This window comes from Streptomyces sp. AM 2-1-1, from assembly GCF_029167645.1.
Lineage (GTDB): Bacteria > Actinomycetota > Actinomycetes > Streptomycetales > Streptomycetaceae > Streptomyces.
Genome location: NZ_CP119147.1, coordinates 2547796 through 2572752, shown reverse-complemented (window position 1 = coordinate 2572752; position 24957 = coordinate 2547796). Strand labels below are relative to the sequence as shown.

At 71.9% G+C, this 24957-nt stretch carries 23 protein-coding genes; 16 read left to right on the top strand and 7 right to left on the bottom strand.

All coding sequences use genetic code 11. The features are described from left to right. Positions 1-59: 59 nt before the first annotated feature. The 6 genes from PZB77_RS10835 to PZB77_RS10810 all read left to right on the top strand — a co-directional run bounded on the left by PZB77_RS10835 (position 60) and on the right by PZB77_RS10810 (position 6788). Positions 60-1331, top strand: coding sequence for an Ig-like domain-containing protein (locus tag PZB77_RS10835; RefSeq protein ID WP_275492366.1), 1272 nt, complete (start codon positions 60-62; stop codon positions 1329-1331). Between the two features lie 213 nt (positions 1332-1544). Next, positions 1545-3011, top strand: a complete 1467-nt coding sequence (locus PZB77_RS10830; RefSeq protein ID WP_275492365.1) for an ABC transporter permease — start codon at positions 1545-1547, stop codon at positions 3009-3011. Between the two features lie 55 nt (positions 3012-3066). Continuing rightward, on the top strand, positions 3067-3750 hold the full coding sequence (locus tag PZB77_RS10825; protein ID WP_275492364.1) for an ABC transporter ATP-binding protein: 684 nt from the start codon (positions 3067-3069) through the stop codon (positions 3748-3750). Between the two features lie 446 nt (positions 3751-4196). Then, on the top strand, positions 4197-5585 hold the full coding sequence (gene gdhA / locus PZB77_RS10820) for an NADP-specific glutamate dehydrogenase (RefSeq protein ID WP_275492363.1): 1389 nt from the start codon (positions 4197-4199) through the stop codon (positions 5583-5585). A gap of 227 nt (positions 5586-5812) precedes the next feature. After that, positions 5813-6307 (top strand): helix-turn-helix transcriptional regulator, encoded by a 495-nt coding sequence (locus PZB77_RS10815; RefSeq protein WP_275492362.1) that lies wholly within the window; start codon positions 5813-5815, stop codon positions 6305-6307. A gap of 73 nt (positions 6308-6380) precedes the next feature. Continuing rightward, a complete protein-coding gene (locus PZB77_RS10810) occupies positions 6381-6788 on the top strand; it encodes a DUF4190 domain-containing protein (RefSeq protein WP_275492361.1) in 408 nt (135 codons plus the stop codon). 126 nt (positions 6789-6914) lie between these two features. Here PZB77_RS10810 and msrA read toward each other — a convergent pair whose 3' ends face one another. Then, positions 6915-7580 carry a peptide-methionine (S)-S-oxide reductase MsrA gene (gene msrA, locus PZB77_RS10805; RefSeq protein WP_275496005.1) on the bottom strand — a complete coding sequence of 222 codons (666 nt, stop codon included), beginning with the start codon at positions 7578-7580 and terminating at the stop codon, positions 6915-6917. A gap of 91 nt (positions 7581-7671) precedes the next feature. Further along, a complete protein-coding gene (locus PZB77_RS10800; RefSeq protein WP_275492360.1) occupies positions 7672-8778 on the bottom strand; it encodes a hypothetical protein in 1107 nt (368 codons plus the stop codon). A 67-nt stretch (positions 8779-8845) separates the two neighbouring features. On the opposite strand from PZB77_RS10800, the gene PZB77_RS10795 reads away from it, so the two are divergent. Next, the gene (locus tag PZB77_RS10795; RefSeq protein WP_275492359.1) at positions 8846-9991 is read left to right on the top strand and encodes a cystathionine gamma-synthase; all 1146 of its coding nucleotides are present in this window, start codon (positions 8846-8848) and stop codon (positions 9989-9991) included. 144 nt (positions 9992-10135) lie between these two features. Here the strand turns inward: PZB77_RS10795 and PZB77_RS10790 are convergent, their stop codons facing one another. After that, positions 10136-10327: a DUF1059 domain-containing protein gene (locus PZB77_RS10790; RefSeq protein ID WP_275492358.1), complete on the bottom strand. Its 192-nt coding sequence runs from the start codon at positions 10325-10327 to the stop codon at positions 10136-10138. Positions 10328-10378: 51 nt separating this feature from the next. Next, complete coding sequence (locus tag PZB77_RS10785) at positions 10379-10909, bottom strand: MarR family transcriptional regulator (protein ID WP_275492357.1); 531 nt, start codon at positions 10907-10909, stop codon at positions 10379-10381. 167 nt (positions 10910-11076) lie between these two features. On the opposite strand from PZB77_RS10785, the gene ilvA reads away from it, so the two are divergent. The 3 genes from ilvA (at position 11077) to PZB77_RS10770 (ending at position 14373) form a co-directional block, all read left to right on the top strand. Next, complete coding sequence (gene ilvA / locus PZB77_RS10780; protein WP_275492356.1) at positions 11077-12309, top strand: threonine ammonia-lyase; 1233 nt, start codon at positions 11077-11079, stop codon at positions 12307-12309. A 148-nt stretch (positions 12310-12457) separates the two neighbouring features. After that, positions 12458-13519 (top strand): ATP-binding cassette domain-containing protein, encoded by a 1062-nt coding sequence (locus PZB77_RS10775; protein ID WP_275492355.1) that lies wholly within the window; start codon positions 12458-12460, stop codon positions 13517-13519. Next, entirely contained in the window at positions 13516-14373 is an 858-nt protein-coding gene (locus PZB77_RS10770) for an ABC transporter permease (RefSeq protein WP_275492354.1), read from the top strand. Before PZB77_RS10775 ends, PZB77_RS10770 begins: the two co-directional genes overlap by 4 nt. 167 nt (positions 14374-14540) lie before the next feature. Here the strand turns inward: PZB77_RS10770 and greA are convergent, their stop codons facing one another. Continuing rightward, positions 14541-15038, bottom strand: coding sequence for a transcription elongation factor GreA (gene greA, locus PZB77_RS10765; protein WP_275492353.1), 498 nt, complete (start codon positions 15036-15038; stop codon positions 14541-14543). 198 nt (positions 15039-15236) lie between these two features. Further along, the gene (locus PZB77_RS10760; protein WP_275492352.1) at positions 15237-15650 is read right to left on the bottom strand and encodes a DUF4307 domain-containing protein; all 414 of its coding nucleotides are present in this window, start codon (positions 15648-15650) and stop codon (positions 15237-15239) included. 97 nt (positions 15651-15747) lie between these two features. Between PZB77_RS10760 and mca the strand changes: the two genes are divergently transcribed. From mca to PZB77_RS10745, 3 genes are all read left to right on the top strand, one after another. Then, complete coding sequence (gene mca / locus PZB77_RS10755; RefSeq protein ID WP_275492351.1) at positions 15748-16629, top strand: mycothiol conjugate amidase Mca; 882 nt, start codon at positions 15748-15750, stop codon at positions 16627-16629. 1 nt (position 16630) lies between these two features. Beyond that, on the top strand, positions 16631-16870 hold the full coding sequence (locus PZB77_RS10750; protein WP_275492350.1) for a hypothetical protein: 240 nt from the start codon (positions 16631-16633) through the stop codon (positions 16868-16870). Between the two features lie 474 nt (positions 16871-17344). Next, entirely contained in the window at positions 17345-19399 is a 2055-nt protein-coding gene (locus tag PZB77_RS10745; RefSeq protein ID WP_275492349.1) for a thioredoxin domain-containing protein, read from the top strand. A gap of 77 nt (positions 19400-19476) precedes the next feature. Here PZB77_RS10745 and PZB77_RS10740 read toward each other — a convergent pair whose 3' ends face one another. Beyond that, positions 19477-20163, bottom strand: coding sequence for a hemolysin III family protein (locus PZB77_RS10740; protein WP_275492348.1), 687 nt, complete (start codon positions 20161-20163; stop codon positions 19477-19479). Positions 20164-20403: 240 nt separating this feature from the next. Here PZB77_RS10740 and PZB77_RS10735 point away from each other — a divergent pair, with 240 nt between their 5' ends. From PZB77_RS10735 to PZB77_RS10725, 3 genes are all read left to right on the top strand, one after another. Then, entirely contained in the window at positions 20404-22239 is a 1836-nt protein-coding gene (locus PZB77_RS10735; protein WP_275492347.1) for a phosphoenolpyruvate carboxykinase (GTP), read from the top strand. Positions 22240-22460: 221 nt separating this feature from the next. After that, on the top strand, positions 22461-24200 hold the full coding sequence (locus PZB77_RS10730; protein WP_275492346.1) for an Ig-like domain repeat protein: 1740 nt from the start codon (positions 22461-22463) through the stop codon (positions 24198-24200). A gap of 200 nt (positions 24201-24400) precedes the next feature. Further along, a complete protein-coding gene (locus PZB77_RS10725; RefSeq protein WP_275492345.1) occupies positions 24401-24796 on the top strand; it encodes a hypothetical protein in 396 nt (131 codons plus the stop codon). Positions 24797-24957: the final 161 nt, after the last annotated feature.

The window sequence follows — 24957 nt, the reverse complement described above, 5'->3', positions numbered from 1 at the left end:
AACATTGACGGGGACCCTGACCTGGCGGCGCCGGACGGGGATTTTGGGATTGGGCAACGATGGAGAAGCGTGTGACCACGGACAAGAAGCGGCGTAGGAGCCTGATGGCCGCGTCCGCACTGCTCGGCGGCGTGCTGGTGCTCTCGGCGTGCAGCGACGACGGTGCCGATTCGACTCCCACGAGCGCCGGCAGTTCGCAGAAGTCCCAGACCGCGGTCGACGAGGCGGCGGCCCAGGACGTGTCCGAGGCCCAGATATCGATCGCGCCGAAGAACGGCTCGACCAACGCCAGCATCAACAACGCGGCCAAGGTCACCGTCGCCAAGGGGACGCTGACCACCGTCACCATGACGACCGCCGCCGGGGACGCCGTGGAGGGCACGCTCGCCGCGGACGGGAAGAGCTGGAAGCCCGCCGCGCAGCTGGAGCGCTCGACCACCTACAAGATCAGCGCGTCGGCGAAGGACTCCAAGGGCCGCGAGGCGCACGAGAACGGCTCCTTCACCACCGTCTCCCCCGACAACAGCTTCATCGGTAACTTCACCCCCGAGAACGGGTCCACCGTCGGCGTCGGCATGCCGGTCTCGATCAACTTCAACAAGGCGATCACCGACAAGGCGGCCGTCCAGGCCGGCATCACCGTCACGTCGAGCAGCGGCCAGGAAGTCGTCGGCCACTGGTTCAACTCGCAGCGCCTCGACCTGCGCCCCGAGGACTACTGGACGGGCGGCTCCACCGTCACACTGAAGCTCGCGCTGGACGGCGTGGAGGGCGCGGACGGCGTCTTCGGCGTCCAGCAGAAGACCGTCACCTTCAAGGTGGGCCGCAACCAGGTCTCCACCGTGGACGCGGCCGCGCACACCATGACCGTCACCCAGGACGGCAAGACGATCAAGACGATCCCGATCTCCGCCGGGTCGCCCGACAACCCGACGTACAACGGCCAGATGGTGATCTCCGAGAAGTACAAGGAGACCCGGATGGACGGCGCCACGGTCGGCTTCACCGACGACGACGGCAAGGGCGAGTACGACATCAAGGACGTCCCGCACGCCATGCGTCTCTCCAGCTCCGGCACCTTCGTGCACGGCAACTACTGGGGCAGCTCCAGCATCTTCGGCTCGGCCAACACCAGCCACGGCTGCGTCGGCCTCAAGGACGTCAAGGGCGCGGGCGACGCCGACCAGCCCGCCGCGTGGTTCTACGACCACTCGCTCGTCGGCGACGTCGTCATCGTGAAGAACTCCCCGGACAAGACCATCTCCCCGGACAACGGCCTCAACGGCTGGAACATGGACTGGTCGGAGTGGACCGCCGGCTCTGCGGCCTGATCCCCCCCGCACGTCCACCCCGTTCTCCGTACGAGGGCGGTGGCACCCCGGTCCCGACGGACCGCCGGCGCCACCGCCCTCGGGCGTTCACCGGGGTTGCGGACGGTTCGCGAAGGTGGCGTACCGGCCGGGGAGTCTCCCGCCGGGCAGGTTCTCATCCGTCTCTCATCGCGGCCTTAACCCACCATCACGCCCGGTCCATAGGTTCGCGGCATGTTCTTCACCTACCTCCGGCGCGAGCTGCGCCGTCGCAGAAAGGCGGCGCTGGTCGTCGCCTCGGGGCTCGCCCTCGGCATTGCGCTGGTCATCGTCGTCAGCTCGGTCACCGCCGGGATGGGCAAGGCCCAGGACAAGGTCCTTCAATCGCTGTACGGCCTCGGCACGGACATGACCGTGACCAAGGCCGCTGCGGCGCAGGGCTCCACGGGCGCCCGGGAGCGCCCGAAGTTCAACTTCGACGCCAAGGACAGCGACGACGACGCGACGCAGAGCACGGACCGGGTCATGGTCCAGGGCTTCCAGACCCTCGCCGACTCCACCGTCACCAAGGTCGGTCAGCAGACCGGCGTGGCGAGCGCGGTCGGCGGCCTGAGCCTGAACGTGATGAAGGTCGACGGCCAGTTCAAGCGCGGCGAGTTCCAGCAGGACCCGTCGTCGGGCAGCGCCGGCGGCCAGGGCGGTCCGGGCGGCGGCCAGGGCGGCGGCACCGGAGAGGGACGCGTCGAGGGCGGCGGCGCCTCCTTCGACGTCAACTCCTACACCGTGTACGGCACCGACGTCACCCACCAGGACCTCGGTCCGCTGACCTCCTCCGAGATCACCGCGGGCCGCACCTTCACGACCACCGAGACGAACGCCGAGGTCGCCGTCGTCGACGCCTCCTACGCCAAGGAGAAGTCGCTCGCGGTCGGCAAGACGGTCACCGTCTCCGGCACCACGTTCACGATCGTCGGGGTCTCCACCGCCAGCAGCGGTGACGCCGCCGCGAACCTCTACATCCCGCTCCAGCAGGCGCAGACGCTCGCGGACTCGAAGTCCAAGGTCACCACGGTCTACGTGAAGGCCAAGGACTCGACCGCCATCGACAGCGTCAAGTCGACCATCCAGAAGAACATCTCCGGCACCACCGTCACCACCTCCGCCGACCTGGCCGACACGGTCTCCGGCTCCCTCTCCACCGCCTCCGACCTGGCCTCCAGCGTCGGCAAGTGGCTCTCCATCGTCGTCCTGATCGCCGCCTTCGTGGTGGCGGGCCTGCTCACCTCCTCGGCGGTCAGCCGCCGCGTCCGCGAGTTCGGCACCCTGAAGGCCCTCGGCTGGAAGAGCGGCCGGGTCACCCGCCAGGTCGTCGGCGAGGCGCTGGTCAACGGCCTCATGGGCGGTGTCCTCGGTATCGCCGTCGGCCTGGCCGGCGCCTACGTCGTCACCGCGATCAGCCCCACCCTCACCGCGGAGCTCGGCTCCGGCGGCGGTGGCGGCATGGCGGGCGGCGGGATGGGCGGCCCCGGCCGTCAGACCGCCGCGAAGACCCTGGACATCGCGCTGACCGCACCGGTCTCCGTCTCCACCATCGTGATCGCTGTCGTACTGGCCGTGGCGGGCGGGCTCATCGCCGGCGCGTTCGGCGGCTGGCGCGCCTCCCGGCTGCGTCCGGCCGACGCCCTGCGCCGCGTCGAGTAGCCCTCGGCACCGGCTCCACGTCCCCCTCTTCCGTACGTACAGCAGGAGTCCACACGTGTATCAGCTCAGTGGCGTCACCAAGCGCTACCTGCGGGGAAAGACCAAGGTCGACGCCCTCGCCGGGGTCGACCTGACCATCGAGGACGGCGGTCGCCTCGTCATCCAGGGCCCCACCGGCGGGGGCAAGTCCACCCTCCTCCAGATGCTCGGCGGTCTCGACCGGCCGACCGAGGGCACCGTCGAGCTCGACGGCGTCGACCTCGCCAGACTCTCCGAAGCCAAGCTCACCAAGGTCCGGGCCGAGTCCATCGGCTTCGTCTTCCAGAGCTTCAACCTGATCCCGACGCTCACCGCAGCGGAGAACGTCGAGACGGCCCTGGTCCCGCTCGGCATCGGCGCCAAGCTCCGCCGCGAGCGGGCCGTCGAGGCGCTGGAATCGGTCGGCCTCGGCGACCGCCCCTCCCACCTGCCGAGCGAGATGTCCGGTGGGCAGCAGCAGCGCGTCGCCATCGCCCGCGCGCTGGTCAAGAAGCCCAAGGTGCTCCTCGCCGACGAGCCCACCGGCAACCTCGACGAGTCGATGCGCGACGAGATCATGACGCTGCTCGAAGGGCTCTGGAAGGAGCTGGGGCTGACCTTCGTCATGGTCACCCACGACAGCGCCCTCGCCCGCAAGGCCCCGCGCCTCGCCACCATCCGCAAGGGCAAGGTCACCGTCACGGAGAACGCCTCCGCCTGAACCCCCGGCCACCGATCCGCTCCCCGCTCCCTGATTCCCGCTCCCCGCAACACGACAATTCCCGCTCCCCACGTCCCGCAGCACGAACGCGCCGACCGCCCCCGGGTGGCCGGCGCGTTCGCGCAGGCGGGTTGCTGCCGCGTGCGGGAGGGGGCCCGCGGTGGTTCCGGGCACGCCGGGGTGGGGTGCGGCGGCCCGGAAGCCCGCGGTCCTCCGCGGTCGTACGGCCGTTCGGCGGCCCGGTCCGGACGGCGTGACCGCCCTGCGGCGTCCACTCTGTGGATGATCCGGAGGAGGCGCGTCCGCCGGGACGACACTTGGTCCGTACACCGGTTCCCGCCGTCCCGCGCACCGCGACCGCGCCCGTGCGGGGCGGCGGGGGCCGGCCGCGCTCCCGGGACGGGCGCGCCCGTGTCCGCCACTGCTCCACGGAAGGTCTTGATCAGATGTCGGTATCCACCGGATCCGCTGCATCCGCGAACGCGTCGACGGCCGAGAGCCGCGTCATCGAGCCGCTCTACGCCGAGGTCCTCCGGCGCAACCAGGGCGAGACGGAGTTCCACCAGGCCGTCCGTGAGGTCCTGGAGACCCTCGGCCCGGTGCTCGCCGCGCGTCCCGAGTTCGTCGACGCCCGGATCGTCGAGCGGCTGTGCGAGCCGGAGCGCCAGCTCATCTTCCGCGTGCCGTGGTCGGACGACAACGGCGACATCCACGTGAACCGCGGCTTCCGCGTCGAGTTCTCCAGCTCGCTCGGCCCGTACAAGGGCGGGCTGCGCTTCCACCCCTCGGTCAACCTCGGCATCGTCAAGTTCCTCGGCTTCGAGCAGATCTTCAAGAACGCCCTCACCGGCATGCCGATCGGCGGCGGCAAGGGCGGCGCCGACTTCGACCCCAAGGGCCGGTCGGACGCCGAGATCATGCGCTTCTGCCAGTCCTTCATGACCGAGCTCCACCGCCACCTGGGGGAGTACACCGACGTCCCCGCCGGTGACATCGGCGTCGGCGGCCGCGAGATCGGCTACCTCTTCGGCCAGTACAAGCGGATCACCAACCGCTACGAGTCGGGCGTCCTCACCGGCAAGGGCCTCGGCTGGGGCGGCGCGCAGGCGCGCACCGAGGCCACCGGCTACGGCTGCGTCATGTTCACCTCCGAGATGCTGCGCGTGCGGGGCGAGTCGCTGGAGGGCCGGCGCATCGCCGTCTCCGGCTCCGGCAACGTCGCCGTCTACGCCATCGAGAAGGCCCAGCAGCTCGGCGCCACCGTCGTCACCTGCTCCGACTCCGGCGGCCACGTCGTCGACGAGAAGGGCATCGACCTCGGCCTGCTCAAGGAGATCAAGGAGCGGGACCGGGGCCGGGTCTCCGACTACGCCGAACGGCGCGGGGGTTCCGCCACGTTCGTGCCGGGCAAGGGGCCGTGGACCGTACCGGTGGACGTGGCACTGCCCTGCGCCACCCAGAACGAACTGGACGAGGAGGACGCCCTCGCGCTGGTGCGCAACGGCGTCAAGGCGGTCGCCGAGGGCGCCAACATGCCGACTTCCCCCGGGGCCGTCCGCGTCTTCCAGGAGGCGGGCGTCGCGTTCGCCCCCGGCAAGGCGGCGAACGCCGGCGGCGTGGCCACCAGCGCGCTGGAGATGCAGCAGAACGCTTCCCGCGACTCGTGGAGCTTCGCCCACACCGAGGCGCGGTTGGAGGAGATCATGCGGCACATCCACGACTCCTGCCACACCACCGCCGAGCGCTACGGCAGCCCCGGCAACTACGTGGTCGGCGCCAACATCGCCGGCTTCGAACTGGTCGCCGAGGCGATGCTGGCCCAGGGCCTCATCTGACGGAGGGCCTCCCCGAGCCGGGGCCGTCCCCGGGCCCTCCCCGAGCCGGGGCCGTCCCCGGGCCCTCCCCGGGCCGGAACCGGCCCGGGGAGGGGGTGGCGCCGCGACCGCACCGGGCGCGGGCGGCGCCGGCCCCGCGGGGTTGCGCGGTTTCTCCCTCAGCGGATCCGCCGAGGGCACAGCGCCGTACGCCCCACGGGTACGGCGTCGCTCCTAGGCTTGCGGTCATGACGATCCGAGCGAGGGACACCAGCCCGTACGCCACCGGCCACCGGACCGCCGGTCCGTCGGCCCCCCGGCTGTCCGCCCCCGGTCCGGCGGCCCCCGGACCGGCGGCCTCCGGTCCGGCGGGCGGCGCCCGGGTGATACCCCTGCGGCCGTTCCCCGCGACGCCGGGTCCCGTGCCGCAGCCGTCCCGGGAGCCCCTGCTGCGGGACCTCGTCGGCGCGATCCTGCACCGCGAACGCCTCGCCCAGAGGCGGACGTTGAAGGACGTCGCGGACGCCGCCCGAATCTCGTTCGGGTACCTCTCCGAGCTGGAGCGGGGCCGCAAGGAGGCGTCCTCGGAAGTCCTCGCCGCCGCCTCCCACGCCCTGGGGCTCCGCCTCGCGGACGTACTCGGCCGGGCGGCCGCGGAGCTGGCCCGTCCCGCCGGCTTCCACCCGGTCACGCGTTCCCCGGGCGGTGACGCGCCCCGCGCCCAGGTGAGGCTGGCCGCCTGACGGCGCACCTGCCGCGCACACCACCGTAGGATCCCCTGCCGAGACGGCAGACAGCCAGACGGGGGACGCGCGCATGAGCGGTACGGACGGCACACCGACGACGGCCGGCGGGCACGCCCCGGGCGCGGCCGACGGGCCGGCGCGGCCGCCGGACCCGGCGCGGGCCCCCGCGCCGAGGAACCGGGCGGCCCAGGTCAGCGGCTTCTTCGCGCTGGGCGCCGTCGGCGCCCTGGGGAACTTCGCCACCGGCATCGCCCTGATCAACCCGGCCGTCTTCGTCACCCTCGCGACGCTGTGCGCGCTGATCGCCATCACCGCCGGGCACATCGGCCGCTACCGGGGCAAGCGACTCGGCGGCAGTGGTCGAGGAGTCGCGCTGGTCTCCCTCCTGACCGGCTGGCTGGTGCTGCTCGTCTGCCTGCTGGCGGGCCTGGCCCTCGCCGGGCTGGTCGCGGGCCTCGCGGTGCTCACCGACGCCTGACCCGGGACGCCCGAGCCGGGACGCCGACGGGGGGCGCCCGTGGTGGGCGCCCCCCGTCGGGACGTACGGCCGCGTCCGGGCCGGCGGCCCGGGACACCCGGTCCCGGTCCCGGCCGGGCTCCCGGATCAGCTCTGGGCGGGTGCCACGCCGATCGGGCAGGAGACGCCCGTACCGCCGATGCCGCAGTAACCGCCCGGGTTCTTCTCCAGGTACTGCTGGTGGTACGCCTCGGCCGGCCAGAAGGTGCGGCCCTCGGCGGGCAGGATCTCCGTGGTGATCTCGCCGTACCCCGAACCGGTCAGGACCTTCTGGTACGCCTCGCGGGACGCGGCGGCGGCCTCGGCCTGCTCGGCGGAGTGCGTGTAGAGCGCCGAGCGGTACTGCGTACCGACGTCATTGCCCTGGCGGAAGCCCTGGGTCGGGTTGTGCGACTCCCAGAACAGCTTCAGCAGCTCCGAGTACGCCACGACCTCGGGGTCGAAGACGACCCGGACGGCCTCCGTGTGACCGGTCCGGCCGGAGCAGGTCTCCTCGTACGTGGGGTTCTCGGTGTAGCCGCCCTGGTAGCCGACGAGCGTCGTCCAGACGCCCTCCGTCTGCCAGAACTTGCGCTCGGCACCCCAGAAACAGCCCAGCGCGAAGTCGGCGACCTCCAGGCCCTCCGGGTACGGCCCCAGCAGCGGGTTGCCGAGCACGATGTGACGGTCGGGCACCGTGAACGTCGGGGTCGGGCTGCCCTTGAGGGCCTGCTCGGGGGAGGGGAGCACGGGTGTACGGCCGAACAGCATGATCGGTCCTCCTTCTACGGGGCGGTACCGGGACAACATCTCCGCACCGCCCCGCATTCCGCGAGGGGCCGGATGCCGTTCCCCCCGGTACCGCCTACCCGAGCAGTCGCGCCGGGCTGCCGCCGTTCGCCTCGTACCCGGCCACCGCGAGCGCCCGGTAGATCGCGTACTCGGCGGCGGGGTCGGAGTCCTCGGTCCAGGGCAGCGCCCCGACGTACCCGTCGATGTGGACGAACTGGTGCATCGCCTCGGCCCAGCGCTCCATCCGGACCAGGAAGAGCACCAGCAGATGCCGGACGTGGGCGAGCATCGGGTCGTCCTGCCGGGCCGCGTGGACGGCGAACATCGCGCCCTCGACGGCCTTGGTGACCGCCGCGCTCCGGTAGAAGTCCGGCGTCAGGTTCACCTCGGGCAGGTTGTCGTAGAGCGAGAAGAGCGGCAGTGCGGCGAGGAGCGAGCCGTGCGGGGCGCGGGCCGCGGCGGAGGTGGCGAACCGGTCGGCGAGTTCGCGCGAACCGTGCCACTTCGAGGACCAGTAGTGCAGCGCCGCCAGGTGCGCCCCGAAGTGGGCCGGGGCGCGGTCGATGATCTCCGCCCAGAGCCGGTCGAACTCCTCGGGGGCGTACCCCAGTCCGCGCGCCACGGCCAGCTGCGTGACGTAGGGAGCGGGGTCGTGGGGAGCGAGCGCCGCCGCCTCGCCCGCCACCGTGCGCGCCTCGTCCAGCAGGATCCGGAAGTCCTCACTCCCCACGGCGGAGGAGCGCCACGCCTGCTGCACCAGGAACTCCGCGTGCGCCGCCGCCGCGCCGGCGTCCCCCGGCGCATCCGCGCGCCAGGCGCGCAGCCACCCACCGCCGACGCCCGGCCGGGCGGCGAGTTCGAGCGAGGCCGCCCCGGCGAACGCCTGTACCCGCTGCCACCGCAGCTCGCCCTCCTGGGGCGTACCGGCGAGCAGTTGGGCCGCCGCGCGCCACTCCTGGGTGGCCTGCACGACGTGCAGCACGTCCACCAGGTCCTGGTCCGGGCCCGGTAGCCGTACGTCCAGCAACTCCTGGCGCACGAAGCCGTACGTCTCCGGGTCGGCGGCGTCGGGCGAACCGGGCATCGCGAGCCGGACACCACCGCCCCGGCGGCCTCGCAGGAACGGTACGAGTACCGCCGTGATCATGCAGAGCACGAGCAGGAACCACAGAATCTCCATGGACCCATTGTCCCCGTACGGCCCAGCGTCCGGTGCGGGCCCTCGGGACGAACTACGCTCGGGCCTCATGACCGACCAGCACAGCTTCGAGACCCTCGCGATCCACGCGGGAAACACCGCCGATCCGCTCACCGGCGCCGTCGTCCCGCCCATCTACCAGGTGTCCACGTACAAGCAGGACGGCGTGGGCGGACTGCGGGGTGGCTACGAGTACAGCCGCAGCGCCAACCCGACGCGCACCGCCCTCGAGGAGAACCTCGCGGCGCTGGAGGGCGGGCGCCGGGGACTGGCCTTCGCCTCCGGACTCGCCGCCGAGGACTGCCTGCTCCGTACGCTGCTCACCCCCGGCGACCATGTGGTGATCCCCGACGACGCCTACGGCGGCACCTTCCGGCTGTTCGCCAAGGTGGCCTCCCGCTGGGGCGTGGAGTTCTCTGTGGCCGACACCTCGGACGTCGCCGCGGTACGCGCCGCGCTCACCCCGCGCACCAAGGTGGTCTGGGTCGAGACGCCGTCCAACCCGCTGCTCGGCATCACCGACATCGCGGCCGTCGCGGGCGTGGCCCGCCAGGCCGGCGCCCGGCTGGTCGTCGACAACACCTTCGCCAGTCCTTACCTCCAGCAGCCGTTGGCGCTCGGCGCGGACGTCGTGGTGCACTCCACCACCAAGTACATGGGCGGCCACTCCGACGTGGTCGGCGGTGCGCTGATCGTCGACGACCCCGGTCTCGCCGAGGAGTTGGCGTTCCACCAGAACGCGATGGGCGCGGTGGCCGGACCGTTCGACGCCTGGCTGGTGCTGCGGGGCATCAAGACCCTCGCCGTCCGCATGGACCGGCACACGGAGAACGCCGGCCGGATCGCCGAACTCCTCACCCGACACCCCGCTGTGACGCACGTCCTCTACCCGGGGCTGCCGGACCACCCGGGCCACGAGGTCGCGGCCAAGCAGATGCGGGCGTTCGGCGGCATGGTCTCCTTCCGGGTGCGCGGCGGCGAGGAGGCGGCCGTCGAAGTCTGCGACCGGGCCCGGCTGTTCACGCTCGGCGAGTCGCTCGGCGGGGTCGAGTCGCTGCTGGAGCACCCGGGGCGGATGACGCACGCCTCCGCCGCCGGCTCCCCGCTGGAGGTGCCGGGCGACCTGGTGCGGCTCTCCGTCGGCATCGAGAACGGCGACGACCTGCTGGCCGACCTCACCCAGGCGCTCGGCTGACGCGGCGCCCCGCCGCCGGTCTTCCGCGGGCGGCGGGGTCGTGGTCAGGGAACCGGCGGGTGCGGGTCACGCGCCGAAGCGCGGGTCACGCGCCGAAGCGAGGGTCAGGCGCGCGGGTCCGGGGCGTGGGGCGCCCCGGACGTCTCAGACGGCCGCCTTCTCGTCCTCCAGCGACGCCCTGACCTGCTCACGCAGGTCGGGGCCGTCCGTGTGCTCGTGCACCGAGACGGCGTGCTCGGCCGCCGCGCGGACGACCTCTTCCTCCTCGCCGGAGATGGTCAGCGTGCAGCCCGACACACTCGGATACTTCCGGCAGTCGGCGACTTTCCTGGTCATGACGGCCTCCTCGTCGTCCACGTGGGCCAGCCCTTCCAGGGTAGTTCTCGCTCAGTCGCCCTGCTGCTGGTAAGCGGCCTGGCGCACCGCGAGAGCGTCGTTGAAGCGGGTCAGCAGGGTGCAGAAGACGTCCCGTTCCTCCTCGCTCCACTCCTCCGTGACCTGCGACATCAGATCGCGGCGGGAGGCGCGCACCTCGTCGAGTCGGGACTGGCCCCGGGGCGAGAGCTGGAGCACGACGGCCCTGCCGTCCTCCGGGTGCGAGGTCCGCTTGACCAGGCCGGTGTCCACCAGCGGGGCCACCTGACGGGTCACCGTCGAGGAGTCGATCCCCATGCCCGCGGCCAGCGCCTTCACGCCCATCGGGCCCTCCCGGTCCAGCCGGTTCAGCAGCAGGTAGGCGGCCCGGTCCATCGAGTTGCGCACCTTGCCGAGACCACCGAGACGGGTCTGCTCGGCACGCCGGGCGAAGACCGCCACCTGGTGCTGGAGAGCGTCGAGAACGACGGGCTCGGATCCCCGCGGCGGGGCGACGTCCTCCCCCGAGGGAGACGCAGCATTCGTCATGTCCTGAGGGGGCATGGCCAATAGCTCTCTTCGTGCGGTGCGGATGGGTGGGGGACAGAGTACGCGGCGACGCGACCGGGTGTGTCCCGGGTGGGCAAACCCGGGCACCGTGCCCGCGCGGCCGCGAGGCCGGCGCGACCACCGGGCGGACGCCGCTCCGACGAGCTGCGAGACTGGCGTCCATGAGCTTCGGTACGTCGGTCCCCCCCTCGCCCCTGATCCTCGACGACGTCCGGGGCGCCCAGAAAATACTGTCGGGCGTGGCCAGAACGACCGCGATGGAGGGCAGCCGCCACCTTTCGGAGCTCGTCGGCGCGCCGGTCCAGTTCAAGTGCGAGAACCTCCAGCGCACCGGCTCCTTCAAACTGCGCGGCGCCTACGTGCGCATCGCCGGCCTCACGCCGGAGGAACGGGCCGGCGGCGTCGTGGCCGCCAGCGCCGGAAACCATGCGCAGGGTGTGGCACTCGCCTCTTCGCTGCTCGGCGTACGCTCCACGGTCTTCATGCCGGTCGGCGCACCCCTCCCCAAGATCGCGGCGACCCGCGAGTACGGGGCCGAGGTCCGGCTGCACGGCCAGGTCGTCGACGAGACGCTCGCCGCCGCCCAGGAGTACGCGGAACGGGCCGGGGCGGTCTTCATCCACCCCTTCGACCACCCGGACATCATCGCGGGCCAGGGCACCGTCGGCCTGGAGATCCTCGAACAGTGCCCCGAGGTACGCACCATCGTCGTCGGCATCGGCGGGGGCGGGCTCGCGGCGGGCATCGCCGTCGCGGTCAAGGCGCTGCGCCCCGACGTGAGGATCATCGGCGTGCAGGCGGCGGGCGCCGCCGCGTACCCGCCCTCGCTGGCCGCCGGGTACCCGGTCGCCCTGGAGACGGCGCCGCACACGATGGCCGACGGCATCAAGGTCGGCCGCCCCGGCGACGTACCGTTCCGCCTGATCGAGGAGCTGGTCGACGAGGTCCGCACGGTCACCGAGGACGAACTCTCCAGCGCCCTGCTGCTCTGCCTGGAGCGGGCCAAACTGGTCGTCGAACCGGCGGGTGCCAGCCCGGTCGCCGCCCTGCTCAGCGACCCGGAGTCCTTCCGGGGGCCCGTCGTCGCCGTGCTCTCCGGCGGCAACGTCGACCCGCTGCTCATGCAGCGCATCCTCCGCCACGGCCTGGCCGCCGCCGGCCGCTACCTCAGCCTCCGGGTGCGGATCGTCGACCGGCCCGGGGCCCTGGCCGCGCTGCTCGCCACCCTGTCGGAGTCCGACGCGAACGTGCTCGACATCAGCCACGTACGGACCGAGCCCCGTCTCGGCCTCTCCGAGGCGGAGGTCGAACTGCACCTGGAGACCAAGGGCCCGGAGCACTGCGAGGAGGTCGCCGCCGTCCTGCGCGGTGCGGGCCACCTCATCGTCGACTGAGGACCGCCGGCCCGGTGGAGGCAGCCCGAAAACGGAGACCGGGAATCGTGTTCCGGCACCCCTTCGGCCCCTCGCTTCCCTAGGATTCGCACAGGAGTCACCCGAACGGGCAACAGTTCCGTCCGACAGCGAACCGGGGGTATGCCCTGTGCCAGGTGCGATCCATGCCGAGGGTCTGGTGAAGACCTTCGGCGACGTACGAGCGCTGGACGGCGTCGATCTCGACGTCCCAGAAGGGACCGTTCTCGGCCTCCTCGGACCCAATGGCGCCGGCAAGACGACCGCGGTGCGGGTCCTCACCACCCTGTTGCGGCCCGACAGCGGACGGGCCGTCGTGGCAGGCATCGACGTGCTCGCCAAGCCCAACGAGGTACGCCGGTCCATCGGGCTCTCCGGCCAGTTCGCGGCGGTCGACGAGTACCTGACCGGCCGGGAGAACCTCCAGATGGTCGCCCGGCTCTACCAGATGCGGGCCCGCGACGCGAAGCGGCGGGCGACGGAGCTGCTGGAGCGGTTCCACCTCGCCGACGCGGCCGACCGGCCCGCCAAGACGTACTCCGGCGGCATGCGGCGCCGGCTCGACCTCGCGGCGGCGCTCGTCGTGCAGCCCCCGGTCATGTTCATGGACGAACCGACCACCGGGCTCGACCCCCGCAACCGCCAGCAGCTCTGGGAGGTCATCGAGGAGCTGGTCGGTGGCGGAACGACACTGCTGCTCACCACGCAGTACCTCGAAGAGGCCGACCACCTCGCCCACGACATCTGCGTCATCGACCACGGCAAGGTCATCGCCCGCGGTACGTCGGACCAGCTCAAGGCACGTACCGGCGGCGAGCGCGTCGAGGTCGTCGTCCACCGCCCCGACGAGATCGAACCGGCCCGCGAGGTGCTCACCCGCTTCGGCAAGGGCGAGGTCACCGTCGCCCGGCACACCCGCAAACTGACCGTCCCGGTCACCGGCGGGGCCAAACTCCTGGCCGAGGTCATCCGCGACCTCGACGGCCGGGGCGTGGAGATCGACGACATCGGGTTGCGCCGTCCCACCCTGGACGACGTCTTCATCTCGCTCACCGGCCACGTCGCCGAGAGCGCGGCCGAGGGCAACGGCGCGCACGGCGAGGACCGTGCGCCCCACCGAGAAGGCGGTTCGACGGCCGGGGCGTCCGGCACGGGGCCCGCCGTGAACACGACGAAGGAGGACCCGCGGTGACCACCGGCACGGAAGAGGTCCGGACCCTGGCGCCCCGCCCCGCCGGCGGCATCGTCCAGTCCGTCGGCGACTCCCTCGTCATCGCCAAGCGCAACCTGATCCGGATGACCCGCATCCCCGAGATGGTCATCTTCGGACTGGTCCAGCCGATCATGTTCGTGGTCCTCTTCACGTACGTCTTCGGCGGATCGATCCAGGTCGGTAGCACCATCTCCGAACAGGCCTACCGCGAGTACCTCATGGCCGGCATCTTCGCCCAGACGGTCACCTTCGCCACGGCGGGCGCCGGCGCGGGCATCGCGGACGACATGCACAAAGGGCTGATCGACCGGTTCCGCTCCCTGCCGATGGCACGGGGCGCGGTCCTCACCGGGCGGACCATCGCCGACCTCGTGCAGACCGCCCTCACCCTGGTGGTGCTCGCGATCGTGGCGCTGATCGTCGGCTGGCGCACCCACGAGAACATCGGCAAGGTCCTCTTCGGCTTCGTCCTGCTCCTGCTGCTCGGTTACGCCTTCTCCTGGATCGGCGCCCTCATCGGGCTGACCGTGCGCACCCCCGAGGCGGCCACCTCCGGCGGGCTGATCTGGCTCTTCCCGCTCACGTTCATCTCGAACGCCTTCGTGGACGCCAACCAGATGCCGACCTTCCTGCGGTACATCGCCGAGTGGAACCCCTTCAGCGCGACCGTGCAGGCCTGCCGCGAACTCTTCGGCAACCTCCCGCCCGGCTTCGTCACCCCGGACGCCTGGCCGATGCAGCACCCCGTCTGGGCGTCGGTGATCTGGTCCGTCCTCATCCTGCTGGTCTTCCGCACCCTCGCCGTCCGGAAGTACCGCTCCGCCTCCGGCTGAGCCGCGCCCCAGCCGGGGCGCGCGGGCTTGCCTCCGGATCGGGGCACGCACGTGCGGCACACAAGGCCCGTGCGGCACGCGAAAAGGCCCCGGCCGCCCGGATCGTCCCCGTGGGGGGATCCGGGCGGCCGGGGCTCTCGCGTGCCGTGTGCGCGGTGGCCGGTGGCTCAGCCGGTGTACGGCTTGGCCGAGAGGATCTTCACCGAGGCCTTCTTGCCGTTGGGCAGCTCGTACTCCGCGTCGTCGCCGGTGCGCTTGCCGTCGACACCGCGGCCGAGCGGCGACTGCGGCGAGTACGTCTCGATCTCCGAGCTGGCGTACTCGCGGGAGGCGAGCAGGAACGTCAGCGTGTCGTCTTCGTCGCCGTCGAAGGCGATCGTCACGACCATGCCGGGCTCGACCACGCCGTCGTCGGCGGGCGCCTCGCCGACCTTCGCGTGCTCCAGGAGCTGGGTGAGCTGGCGCACCCGGAGCTCCATCTTGCCCTGCTCCTCCTTGGCCGCGTGGTACCCGCCGTTCTCGCGGAGGTCGCCCTCCTCACGGGCCGCCGCGATCTTGACGGAGATCTCCGTGCGCGCGGGACCAGACAGGTAATCCAGCTCGGCCTTGAGCTGGTTGTACGCCTCCTGCGTGAGCCAGGTGACGTTTTCGCTGGTCTGGGTCACAGGGTGCTCCTCGTCGGTACTGGGAATACAAAGCATCGCCCTACCCGGGAGCTTGTTCCCCAACGGGTGGGCGAAACCACGAGCCTAACAATTTCCCGGGCAAAGGGGGAGAAGGTTACTCGTCGCCGATGGAAGCGTGGCGGACCGTACGGTCCCTCCGGACCCGCGGGGGCCGACCGGCCCCGCGCCCCACCGGGCTCAGCCGGCCGAGCCGCCGCCCGTGCAGCCCAGCAGCTCCACCGCGCTCGCGCGGGACGTCGTGCGCAGCACCACGACCTCGTCGACGCGGTCCTCGGGCTGGTCGAACCGGAAGTCCTTGCGGGCGACCTCGCCACCCTCCGCGTCCAGCGCGCGCACCGTGCAGAAACCGCCGGCGTCCTTCTCCTTGCGCACTTCGAGGTGGGCCTCGGCCCGCTCGTCGGAGACGATCTTCGACTTGATCAGTTCGGCGCTGATGTCCGTGCCACCGACGTAGTCCACACCGATCCAGACGATCACACCGACCAGGGCCGCGCCCAGGACGCCGCCGATCACCTTGAGCTTGCGGTCGGCGCGCTCATCCCGGTTCCGGCCGTACCGGCCCTCGGGTGTGGCCTCGCGCACCGTGGTCATGATCGTTCCTCCTGAGCCGGGAACCGAGGAATTTTCCACCTTCCCGTTCGGTCACTATAGGAGTTGCCCATCGCGACGAATAACTGAGGATCGAGTCTTGACCGAACAGCTGCGCCTGATGGCCGTCCACGCCCACCCCGACGACGAGTCGAGCAAGGGCGCGGCCACCATGGCCAAGTACGTGTCCGAGGGGGTGGACGTCATGGTCGTCACCTGCACCGGCGGCGAACGTGGCTCCATCCTCAATCCCCGGCTCCAGGGTGACGCGTACATCGAGGAGAACATCCACGAGGTGCGCAGGAAGGAGATGGACGAGGCCCGCGCGATCCTCGGCGTCGAGCAGGAGTGGCTCGGCTTCGTCGACTCCGGCCTCCCCGAGGGCGACCCGCTGCCCCCGCTCCCCGAGGGCTGCTTCGCCCTGGAGGACCCGGAGACCGCCGCCGGACGCCTCGTCGCCAAGATCCGCGCGTTCCGCCCGCAGGTCATCACCACGTACGACGAGAACGGCGGCTACCCGCACCCCGACCACATCATGACGCACACGATCACGATGATCGCGTTCGACGGTGCGGACGACAAGGAGCGCTTCCCCGAGGACCGGTTCGGTCCCGTGTACAGGCCGCAGAAGCTCTACTACAACCAGGGCTTCAACAAGCCCCGCACCGTCGCCCTGCACGAGGCGCTCCTCGCCCGTGGCCTGGAGTCCCCGTACGGCGACTGGCTGAAGCGCTGGGACGAGCGGGACCACGCCGAGCGCACCCTGACCACGCACATCCCGTGCGCGGACTTCTTCGAGGTGCGGGACCGGGCGCTCATCGCGCACGCCACGCAGATCGACCCCGAGGGCGGCTGGTTCCGCGTGCCGATGGACCTCCAGAAGGAGGTCTGGCCGACCGAGGAGTACGAGCTCGTGAAGTCCGGAGTCGATACCTCCCTCCCCGAGAGCGACCTCTTCGCGGGCATCCGCGACAATGCCTGATATGTACTCGACCCAGGCACTGACGCACCTCGTCCCGCTGGCCGCCGACGAGCTCGACAAGAACAAGGTGACCCCCGGCGTCCTCGGCTTCCTCGTCTTCGCCGCGCTCGCGGTCGGCGTGTGGCTGCTGATGAAGTCGATGAACCGCCACATGGGCAGGGTGAACTTCCAGGAGTCCCCGGAGGACACCGAAACCCCCGGCGCCGACGTCGGCACCTCCGCCGCGGCCCGCGGCAAGTAGCACCCCGGGCGCCGTCCCTCCTCCGGCCGGCGCCCCGACCCGCCCCGCGCCACGGCACTCCGGCGCGGGGCGCGCAGTCGCGCGGAGGCCCGGTCGACCGGTGGCCCTGGTCGATGCGCGGCCGATCCGGAGGAAGGGATCTCCACGCGGACCGCGATGACTCTCGGTGGCCGGCTGGGCTACCTCGTCGTCTGCCGTGTTCGCGGCGAAGGTGCCTTTCTCGCAGACCGAGCACACCGCACCCCGGCCCACGCCGCCCCCCGGCCGCACACCAGGGCCGACGGATGAGTGGGGCGTCCGCCAGCAGGTGCCGCAAGCGTGGACAGCAGCGCGGACACGGCTCAGCCGATCATGGAATTCTCCGGGCCGGGGTGCGGAGCGCGGGGTCGGTCCGGATCCCCGGTGGCGCTTCGAACCTCCGCCCCCGGTGAGCCCGTCCCCCGTCCGTCACTTCCGGTGCGCGAGGATTGGGGCATGGCCAACCGACTCGCGCACACCACCTCCCCGTACCTCCTCCAGCACGCGGACAACCCGGTCGACTGGTGGCCCTGGTCGCCCGAGGCGTTCGAAGAGGCCAGGCGCCGGGACGTACCCGTCCTGCTGAGCGTCGGGTACGCCAGTTGCCACTGGTGCCACGTGATGGCTCACGAGTCCTTCGATGACGAGACGCTCGCCGCCCGTCTCAACGAGCACTTCGTCCCGGTGAAGGTGGACCGGGAGGAGCGGCCGGACGTGGACGCCGTGTACATGGAGGCGGTGCAGGCGGCGACCGGGCAGGGCGGCTGGCCGATGACCGTGTTCCTGACGGCGGACGGCGAGCCGTTCTACTTCGGCACGTACTTCCCGCCCGAGGCCCGGCACGGGATGCCGTCGTTCCGGCAGGTGCTGGACGGGGTGTCGGCCGCGTGGACGGACCGGCGCGAGGAGGTCGCCGAGGTGGCGGGGCACATCGTGGCGGACCTCGCCGGGCGGTCGCTGGCGCACGGCGGGCAGGGGGTCCCGGACGAGTCGGACCTCGCCAGGGCACTGGCCGGGCTGACCCGGGACCACGACGACGCCCGCGGCGGGTTCGGCGGTGCGCCGAAGTTCCCGCCGTCGATGGTGATCGAGTTCCTGCTGCGGCACCACGCCCGTACCGGCTCGGAAGAGGCCCTGCGGATGGCGGTGAGCAGTTGTGCGGCGATGGCCAGGGGCGGCATCTACGACCAGCTCGGCGGCGGGTTCGCCCGGTACGCGGTCGATGCGGAATGGACCGTTCCGCACTTCGAGAAGATGCTCTACGACAACGCGCTGCTCTGTCGCGTGTACGCGCATCTGTGGCGGTCGACCGGGTCGGACCTGGCCCGGCGGGTGGCGCTGGAGACGGCCGACTTCCTGGTCCGGGAGCTGCGGACGGCGGAGGGTGGCTTCGCCTCCGCGCTCGACGCCGACAGCGAGGACGCCGAGGGCCGTCACGTGGAGGGCGCCTTCTACGTCTGGACGCCCGCGCAGCTGCGCGAGGTGCTCGGCGAGGAGGACGGCGCCTTCGCGGCGGCCCGCTTCGGGGTGACCGAGGCGGGCACCTTCGAGGAAGGTTCCTCGGTGCTCCGGCTCGACGCCGGCGAGGGGACCGACAGCGGGTCCGGCGATACCGGCGACGGGGCCGCTGGCGAGGACGCCGAGCGGATCGCCTCCGTACGGGCCCGGCTGCTGGCCGCCCGCGAGCTGCGGCCCCGTCCGGGGCGGGACGACAAGGTGGTCGCCGCCTGGAACGGCCTGGCCGTCGCGGCGCTGGCCGAGACCGGCGCCTACTTCGACCGCCCGGACCTGGTCGAGCGGGCCACCGAGGCCGCCGATCTGCTGGTACGGGTCCACCTCGGCGAGAACGGCCGCCTCGCCCGTACCTCCATGGAGGGGCGGGCCGGGGAGAACAGCGGGGTGCTGGAGGACTACGCGGACGTCGCCGAGGGGTTCCTCGCGCTGGCATCGGTGACCGGCGAGGGGGTGTGGCTGGAGTTCGCCGGCTTGCTGCTCGACGTGGTGCTGACCCGGTTCGCGGGGGAGGGCGGGCAGCTGTACGACACGGCGGACGACGCCGAGAAACTGATCCGCCGTCCGCAGGACCCCACCGACAACGCCACCCCGTCCGGCTGGACGGCGGCGGCCGGCGCCCTGCTGTCGTACGCGGCGCACACCGGCTCGGAGGCGCACCGCACGGCGGCCGAAGGCGCGCTCGGGGTGGTGAAGGCGCTCGGTCCGCGCGCCCCCCGGTTCGTGGGCTGGGGGCTGGCCGCCGCCGAGGCGCTGCTCGACGGGCCCCGTGAGGTGGCGGTCGCCGGTCCGGTCGGCGGCGAGCTGCACCGTACGGCGCTGCTGGGACGGGCGCCCGGGGCGGTGGTCGCGGCGGGGGAGCCGGGGGGCGGGGAATTCCCGCTGCTGGTGGACCGGGCGCTGGTGGGCGGCGAGCCGACCGCGTACGTCTGCCGCCACTTCGTCTGCGAGACCCCGACGACGGACGCCCGGGAGCTGGGCCGGAGGCTGGGCGGCTGAGGTCCTGTCCCCCCGGTGGCCGCTGCTTGCCGGCAGCGGCCACCGGGGAGGGCGCGGAAAGCGAGGGGTCCGACCGCTCAGTCGTGCTGGTAGGCGACGAGCGAGATGGCCACGTAGTGCGCGGTGAAGGCGGCGAGGGTCAGCGAGTGGAAGACCTCGTGGAAGCCGAAGAACCTCGGTGACGGGTTGGGGCGCTTGAGACCGTAGATCACGCCGCCCGCGCTGTAGAGCAGACCGCCGACGACGACCAGGACCAGCACGGCGACGCCGCCGGCCCGCATGAAGTCCGGCAGAAAGAAGACCGCGGCCCAGCCCATCGCGATGTAGCAGGGCGTGTAGAGCCAGCGGGGGGCGCCGACCCAGAACACCCGGAACGCGACGCCTGCCAGCGCCGCCGCCCAGACCGCCCAGAGCATCGGCCGCCCGGTGGAGTCCGGCAGCAGGAGGAGCATCAGCGGCGTGTAGGTGCCCGCGATGATCAGGAAGATGTTCGCGTGGTCGAGCCGCCGGAGTACCGCCTCGCCCCGCGGGCCCCACGTACCCCGGTGGTAGATCCCGCTCACTCCGAAGAGCAGACAGGCGCTGAGGGCGTACACCGCGCAGGCGGCCCGCGCCCGGGTGCCGTCCGCGAGCAGGACGAGTGCCAGGCCGGCGATGACCACCGGGGGGAACATGCCCGCGTGCAGCCAGCCGCGCATCCGCGGCTTGAGCGGCGCGGCGGCCGGGGCGGCGGTTTCGGGTGCGGACGCACCGGCAGCAGTCATGGACGCATGCTACCTACGCCTCCGTAAGGGCTGTCGTTACCCGTTCTCCGCACGACCCGTGCTCACTCTCCGAGTGGCCATGCTCACATGTGAGGCCCTCTGGACAGATGGGCGGTAGCGTCGGATGATCAAATGAGTGCGGTCGGCACCGGATGAGCGCCAGGGATGACGCAGTCGAAGCGTCCGGGTCGAAGCCCCCACGGGGCATCAACGGAATCCCACCCTCGACAAGGAGCGATCGTGGCGCGCGACATCGCGGCTCCCTCCCCCCTTCCCACCCGGCACCAGGAGCTCGTCTCCTGGGTCGACGAGATCGCGGCTCTCACCCAGCCGGACCGTGTGGTCTGGTGCGACGGCTCCGAAGCCGAGTACGAGCGGCTGTGCCAGGAGCTCGTCGACAAGGGCACCTTCACGAAGCTGGACGCGACGCTGCGCCCGAACTCCTACTACGCCGCCTCCGACCCGAGCGACGTCGCCCGCGTGGAGGACCGCACCTTCATCTGCTCCGAGAAGGAGGAGGACGCGGGCCCGACCAACCACTGGAAGGCGCCCGCCGAGATGCGGGAGATCTTCTCCGGCGAGAAGGGCGTCTTCCGCGGCTCGATGCGGGGGCGCACCCTCTACGTCGTGCCCTTCTGCATGGGCCCGGTCGGCTCCCCGCTCTCCGCGATCGGCGTGGAGCTCACCGACTCCGCGTACGTCGCCGTCTCCATGCGCACCATGACGCGGATGGGGCAGGAGGTCCTGGACGAACTCGGCACCGACGGCTTCTTCGTCAAGGCCGTGCACACCCTCGGCGCCCCGCTCGCGGAGGGGGAGCAGGACGTGCCGTGGCCGTGCAACTCCACCAAGTACATCTCGCACTTCCCCGAGGACCGCGAGATCTGGTCGTACGGCTCCGGCTACGGCGGCAACGCACTGCTGGGCAAGAAGTGCTACGCGCTGCGCATCGCCTCGGTCATGGCACGTGACGAGGGCTGGCTCGCCGAGCACATGCTGATCCTCAAACTCACCCCGCCGGCAGGGGAGTCGGAGGCCCCCAGGTACATCGCCGCCGCGTTCCCGAGCGCCTGCGGCAAGACCAACCTCGCGATGCTGGAACCCACCATCTCCGGCTGGGGCGTCGAGACCATCGGCGACGACATCGCCTGGATGCGGTTCGGCGAGGACGGCCGCCTGTACGCGATCAACCCCGAGGCGGGGTTCTTCGGCGTCGCGCCCGGAACCGGCGAGCACACCAACGCCAACGCCATGAAGACCATGTGGGGCAACTCCGTCTTCACCAACGTCGCGCTCACCGACGACGGCGACGTCTGGTGGGAGGGCATGACCGAGGAGCCGCCCGCGCACCTCATCGACTGGAAGGGCAACGACTGGACGCCCGAGTCCGGTGTCCCGGCCGCCCACCCCAACGCCCGCTTCACCGTCCCGGCCGGCCAGTGCCCGATCATCGCCCCCGAGTGGGAGGACCCGAAGGGCGTGCCGATCTCGGCCATCCTCTTCGGCGGCCGCCGCGCCACCGCCGTACCGCTGGTCACCGAGTCCTTCACCTGGCAGCACGGTGTCTTCCTCGGGGCCAACGTCGCCTCCGAGAAGACGGCCGCCGCCGAGGGCAAGGTCGGCGAGCTGCGCCGCGACCCGTTCGCCATGCTGCCGTTCTGCGGCTACAACATGGGCGACTACATGAACCACTGGATCAAGGTCGGCGCGGACAAGCCGGACCAGTCGAAGCTGCCGAAGATCTACTACGTGAACTGGTTCCGCAAGGACGACGCGGGCCGGTTCGTGTGGCCCGGATTCGGTGAGAACAGCCGGGTGCTGAAGTGGATCGTCGAGCGGCTGGAGGGCAGGGCCGAGGGCGTCCGGTCGCCGATCGGCATCCTGCCGGCGAAGGGCTCGATCGACACCGACGGACTGGACCTCACCGAGGCGGAGTGGGAGCTCCTGCTCACCGTCGACAAGGAGATCTGGCGCGAGGAGGCGGCGCTGGTCCCCGACCACCTCAACACCTTCGGCGACCACACACCGAAGGAACTGTGGGACGAGTACCGGGCGTTGGTCGAGCGCCTGGGGTGACGACCCACCCTCGCCGGACGGCCCCCGGAACCCGAGCGGGACGCGACAGCGTCCCCGAGCGGTTCCGGGGGCCGCCGTCGTTTTCGGGCCCGCCGGCCGCATTAGCGTGACACGCCGGTTTTCAGTCAACCCTTGCGCCTTAGCCGTTCACGGGGGTTACGCTCCTCCTGCACGCCTCCGGGAGCCACCCGGGGGATCAACACGCTTGTGGGGGAAGTACGTTGAAGAACTCATGGCTCCGTCTGCGGGTCGCCGCCACGGTCACCGCACTCTCGCTCGGCACCGCCGGGCTCGCCGTGGCGGCCGCACCCGCCGCCCAAGCGGCCGACACGGCGGGGGCGTTGGTGGCGAAGTTGCCGATCACCTCGTTCGGGGCGCTGGTCGTCGACTCGGCGCACCAGCGCGTCTACCTCAGCGACGACCGCAGGACCGCCGGTACGGGGGCGGTCCAGGTGTACGACTTCGCGGGGGAGAAGGTCACCACCCTGGCGACGGACAACGTGCCGTCCACGCTGGCGCTCAGCTCGGACGGCTCGACGCTGGAGGTCGGCCAGACCTCGGGCCTCATCTCCTTCGACACCGCCACCTACGCGCGGACCGGCCGGATCTACGGGGGGTACGACGTGTACTGCCCGAGGGACGCCGCCTTCGCGGGCGGGCGGGTCTGGTACACCGAGGCGACGACCACCAGCGACTGCGACAACCGCCCCTACCACCTCTACGGGACCTCGGACGGGCGCGCCGTCACCACCGGCTGGAACGCCCCCGGCAGACTGCGGCTCTTCGGTGCCCCGCAGACCCCGGACCGGCTGATCATGGCCCAGCCCCGCTCGACCACCGTGACCGACCCCTTCCTCACCGTCTTCGACGCGAGCGGCGCCACCCTGGTCCGCAACGCCGAACGCCGGTTCGCCGACAGCACCGGCCAGGGCGGACTCGACGTGAGGGACGTGGCCCAGTCGGCCGACGGCAGCCTGATCGCGGTGGCGGACGCCCGTACCGGCACCCGGCTGCTGCGCGCGGACGACCTCGCGGACGCGGCCACCGGCTACCAGCCGCTGCCCACGGGCGCCGTGGCCAGCGCGGTGGCCTTCAGCCGCGACGGGAAGTACGTGGCGCGGGGAGCCGCCGCCACCGGTCCCACCGCCGACCTGGTGGTCCAGGCCGCCGACCCCGCGGACGCCACGCCCCCGCTGGAGTTCGCCTTCGAAGGCGAACTCGACGGGAACAAGGTCGTCCCGCGCGGTCTCGCCTGGTCCGAGGACGGCTCCCGCCTCTTCGCCGTCACCAACGGCGGCAGCGGGGCGGAGTACTGGCTGCACGTCATCCAGCCGCCCGCCGCCCAGTACGACACCCGCTTCGCCGGTGCGCTCTCCACGAGCGCGGCGCAGCCCGTCGTCGGCGAGCCCCTCGGCATCCGGGGCCGGCTGGAGATCGACGGGCCCGCGCCCGCCCGGCCCGTCAAGGTGACGGCGGTACGCCACGACGCGGGCGGCGACCGCACGCTGGCCGCGGCCGAAGTGGACACCGACGGGACCTTCACCGTGCTGGACGTGCCGTCCGTCGTCGGCACGGCCACCTACACCGTCTCGTTCACCGGCGACCTGACCCACCGCCCCACGGAGAACGTCTCCCTGCGGACCGAGGTGGCGAAAGCGCCGACCTCGATCGCGCTGAGCGCTCCGGCGGAGGGCACCAAGGGGGTGGGCCTCCGGATCACCGGGACCCTCACCGCGCAGGGGCGCGCCCTGCCCGCCTCCCTCACGCTCTCCGTGGTGCGCACCGACAAGAGGGGTACCAACGCCCTCACCTCGGCGTCCGTCGCGGCGGACGGCACCTTCACGGTCGACGACGTCCCCGGCACCAACGGAGAGGTGGTGTACGAGGTCGGCTACGCGGGCGACGACGTCCACGGTGCCAGTACCGCCACCGCCACGATCCGCGTGCGCAAGCCGGTCTGAGCCGCAGGTCCTGCTGCCCGGAACACGGGGACGGGGGACGGGGGACGCGTGACGGGGGAGGGTGCGCGGCGAACCGGCCGGGTGCCCTCCGCCCGGGTCCGCCCTCGTCGGGGCGGACCCGGCAACCTCTCCAGGATCCCGCACAACTTTAGACTGATTCCAAGATAAGATGGTCTTCTCGCAGAACCTGGAGGCCACCCATGTACGAGCCGATCCGCACCCCGTCGGTCCACACGCCGACCGACACCGCCGGCTTCCCGCACCGCAGCCGCGAGGAGGAGCTGGACATCCAGCTCGCCGGTCACCTCGCCGCGCTCCTCTCCGTCACCGACGAACTCGGGCTCGACGCCGCAGCTGAGCGCATCGCCGAGCAGGTGTCACGGCTGCGAGGCGCGCCCCCGGCCCGTCATGCCGGGCTGATCGACGCCCCGGCCGACGCCCTGCACCGCCGCGCCCACGCCCTCGCGGGCCGGGTGCTCGTGGTGGCGGCGTCGCGCGCCGACACCGCCGTGGCGATCCTCGCGGCGGAGCGGATGGACGCGCACGCCGCCGCGCTGGCGGACGCCGCAGCGCAACACCTGGTCCCGACCGTCTGACGTCCCGACCGCCTGACATGACGACCGTCTGACACGACGACCGCCTCATGCGACGACCGCCTGATGCGACGAGCGCGGTTGCGGCCGGCGTGGCTGAAGCTGGGCGTGAGGGCGCCATGGGGGGCGCACCCGCCGGGGACGCGTCCGCCGGCGGGCTCCGC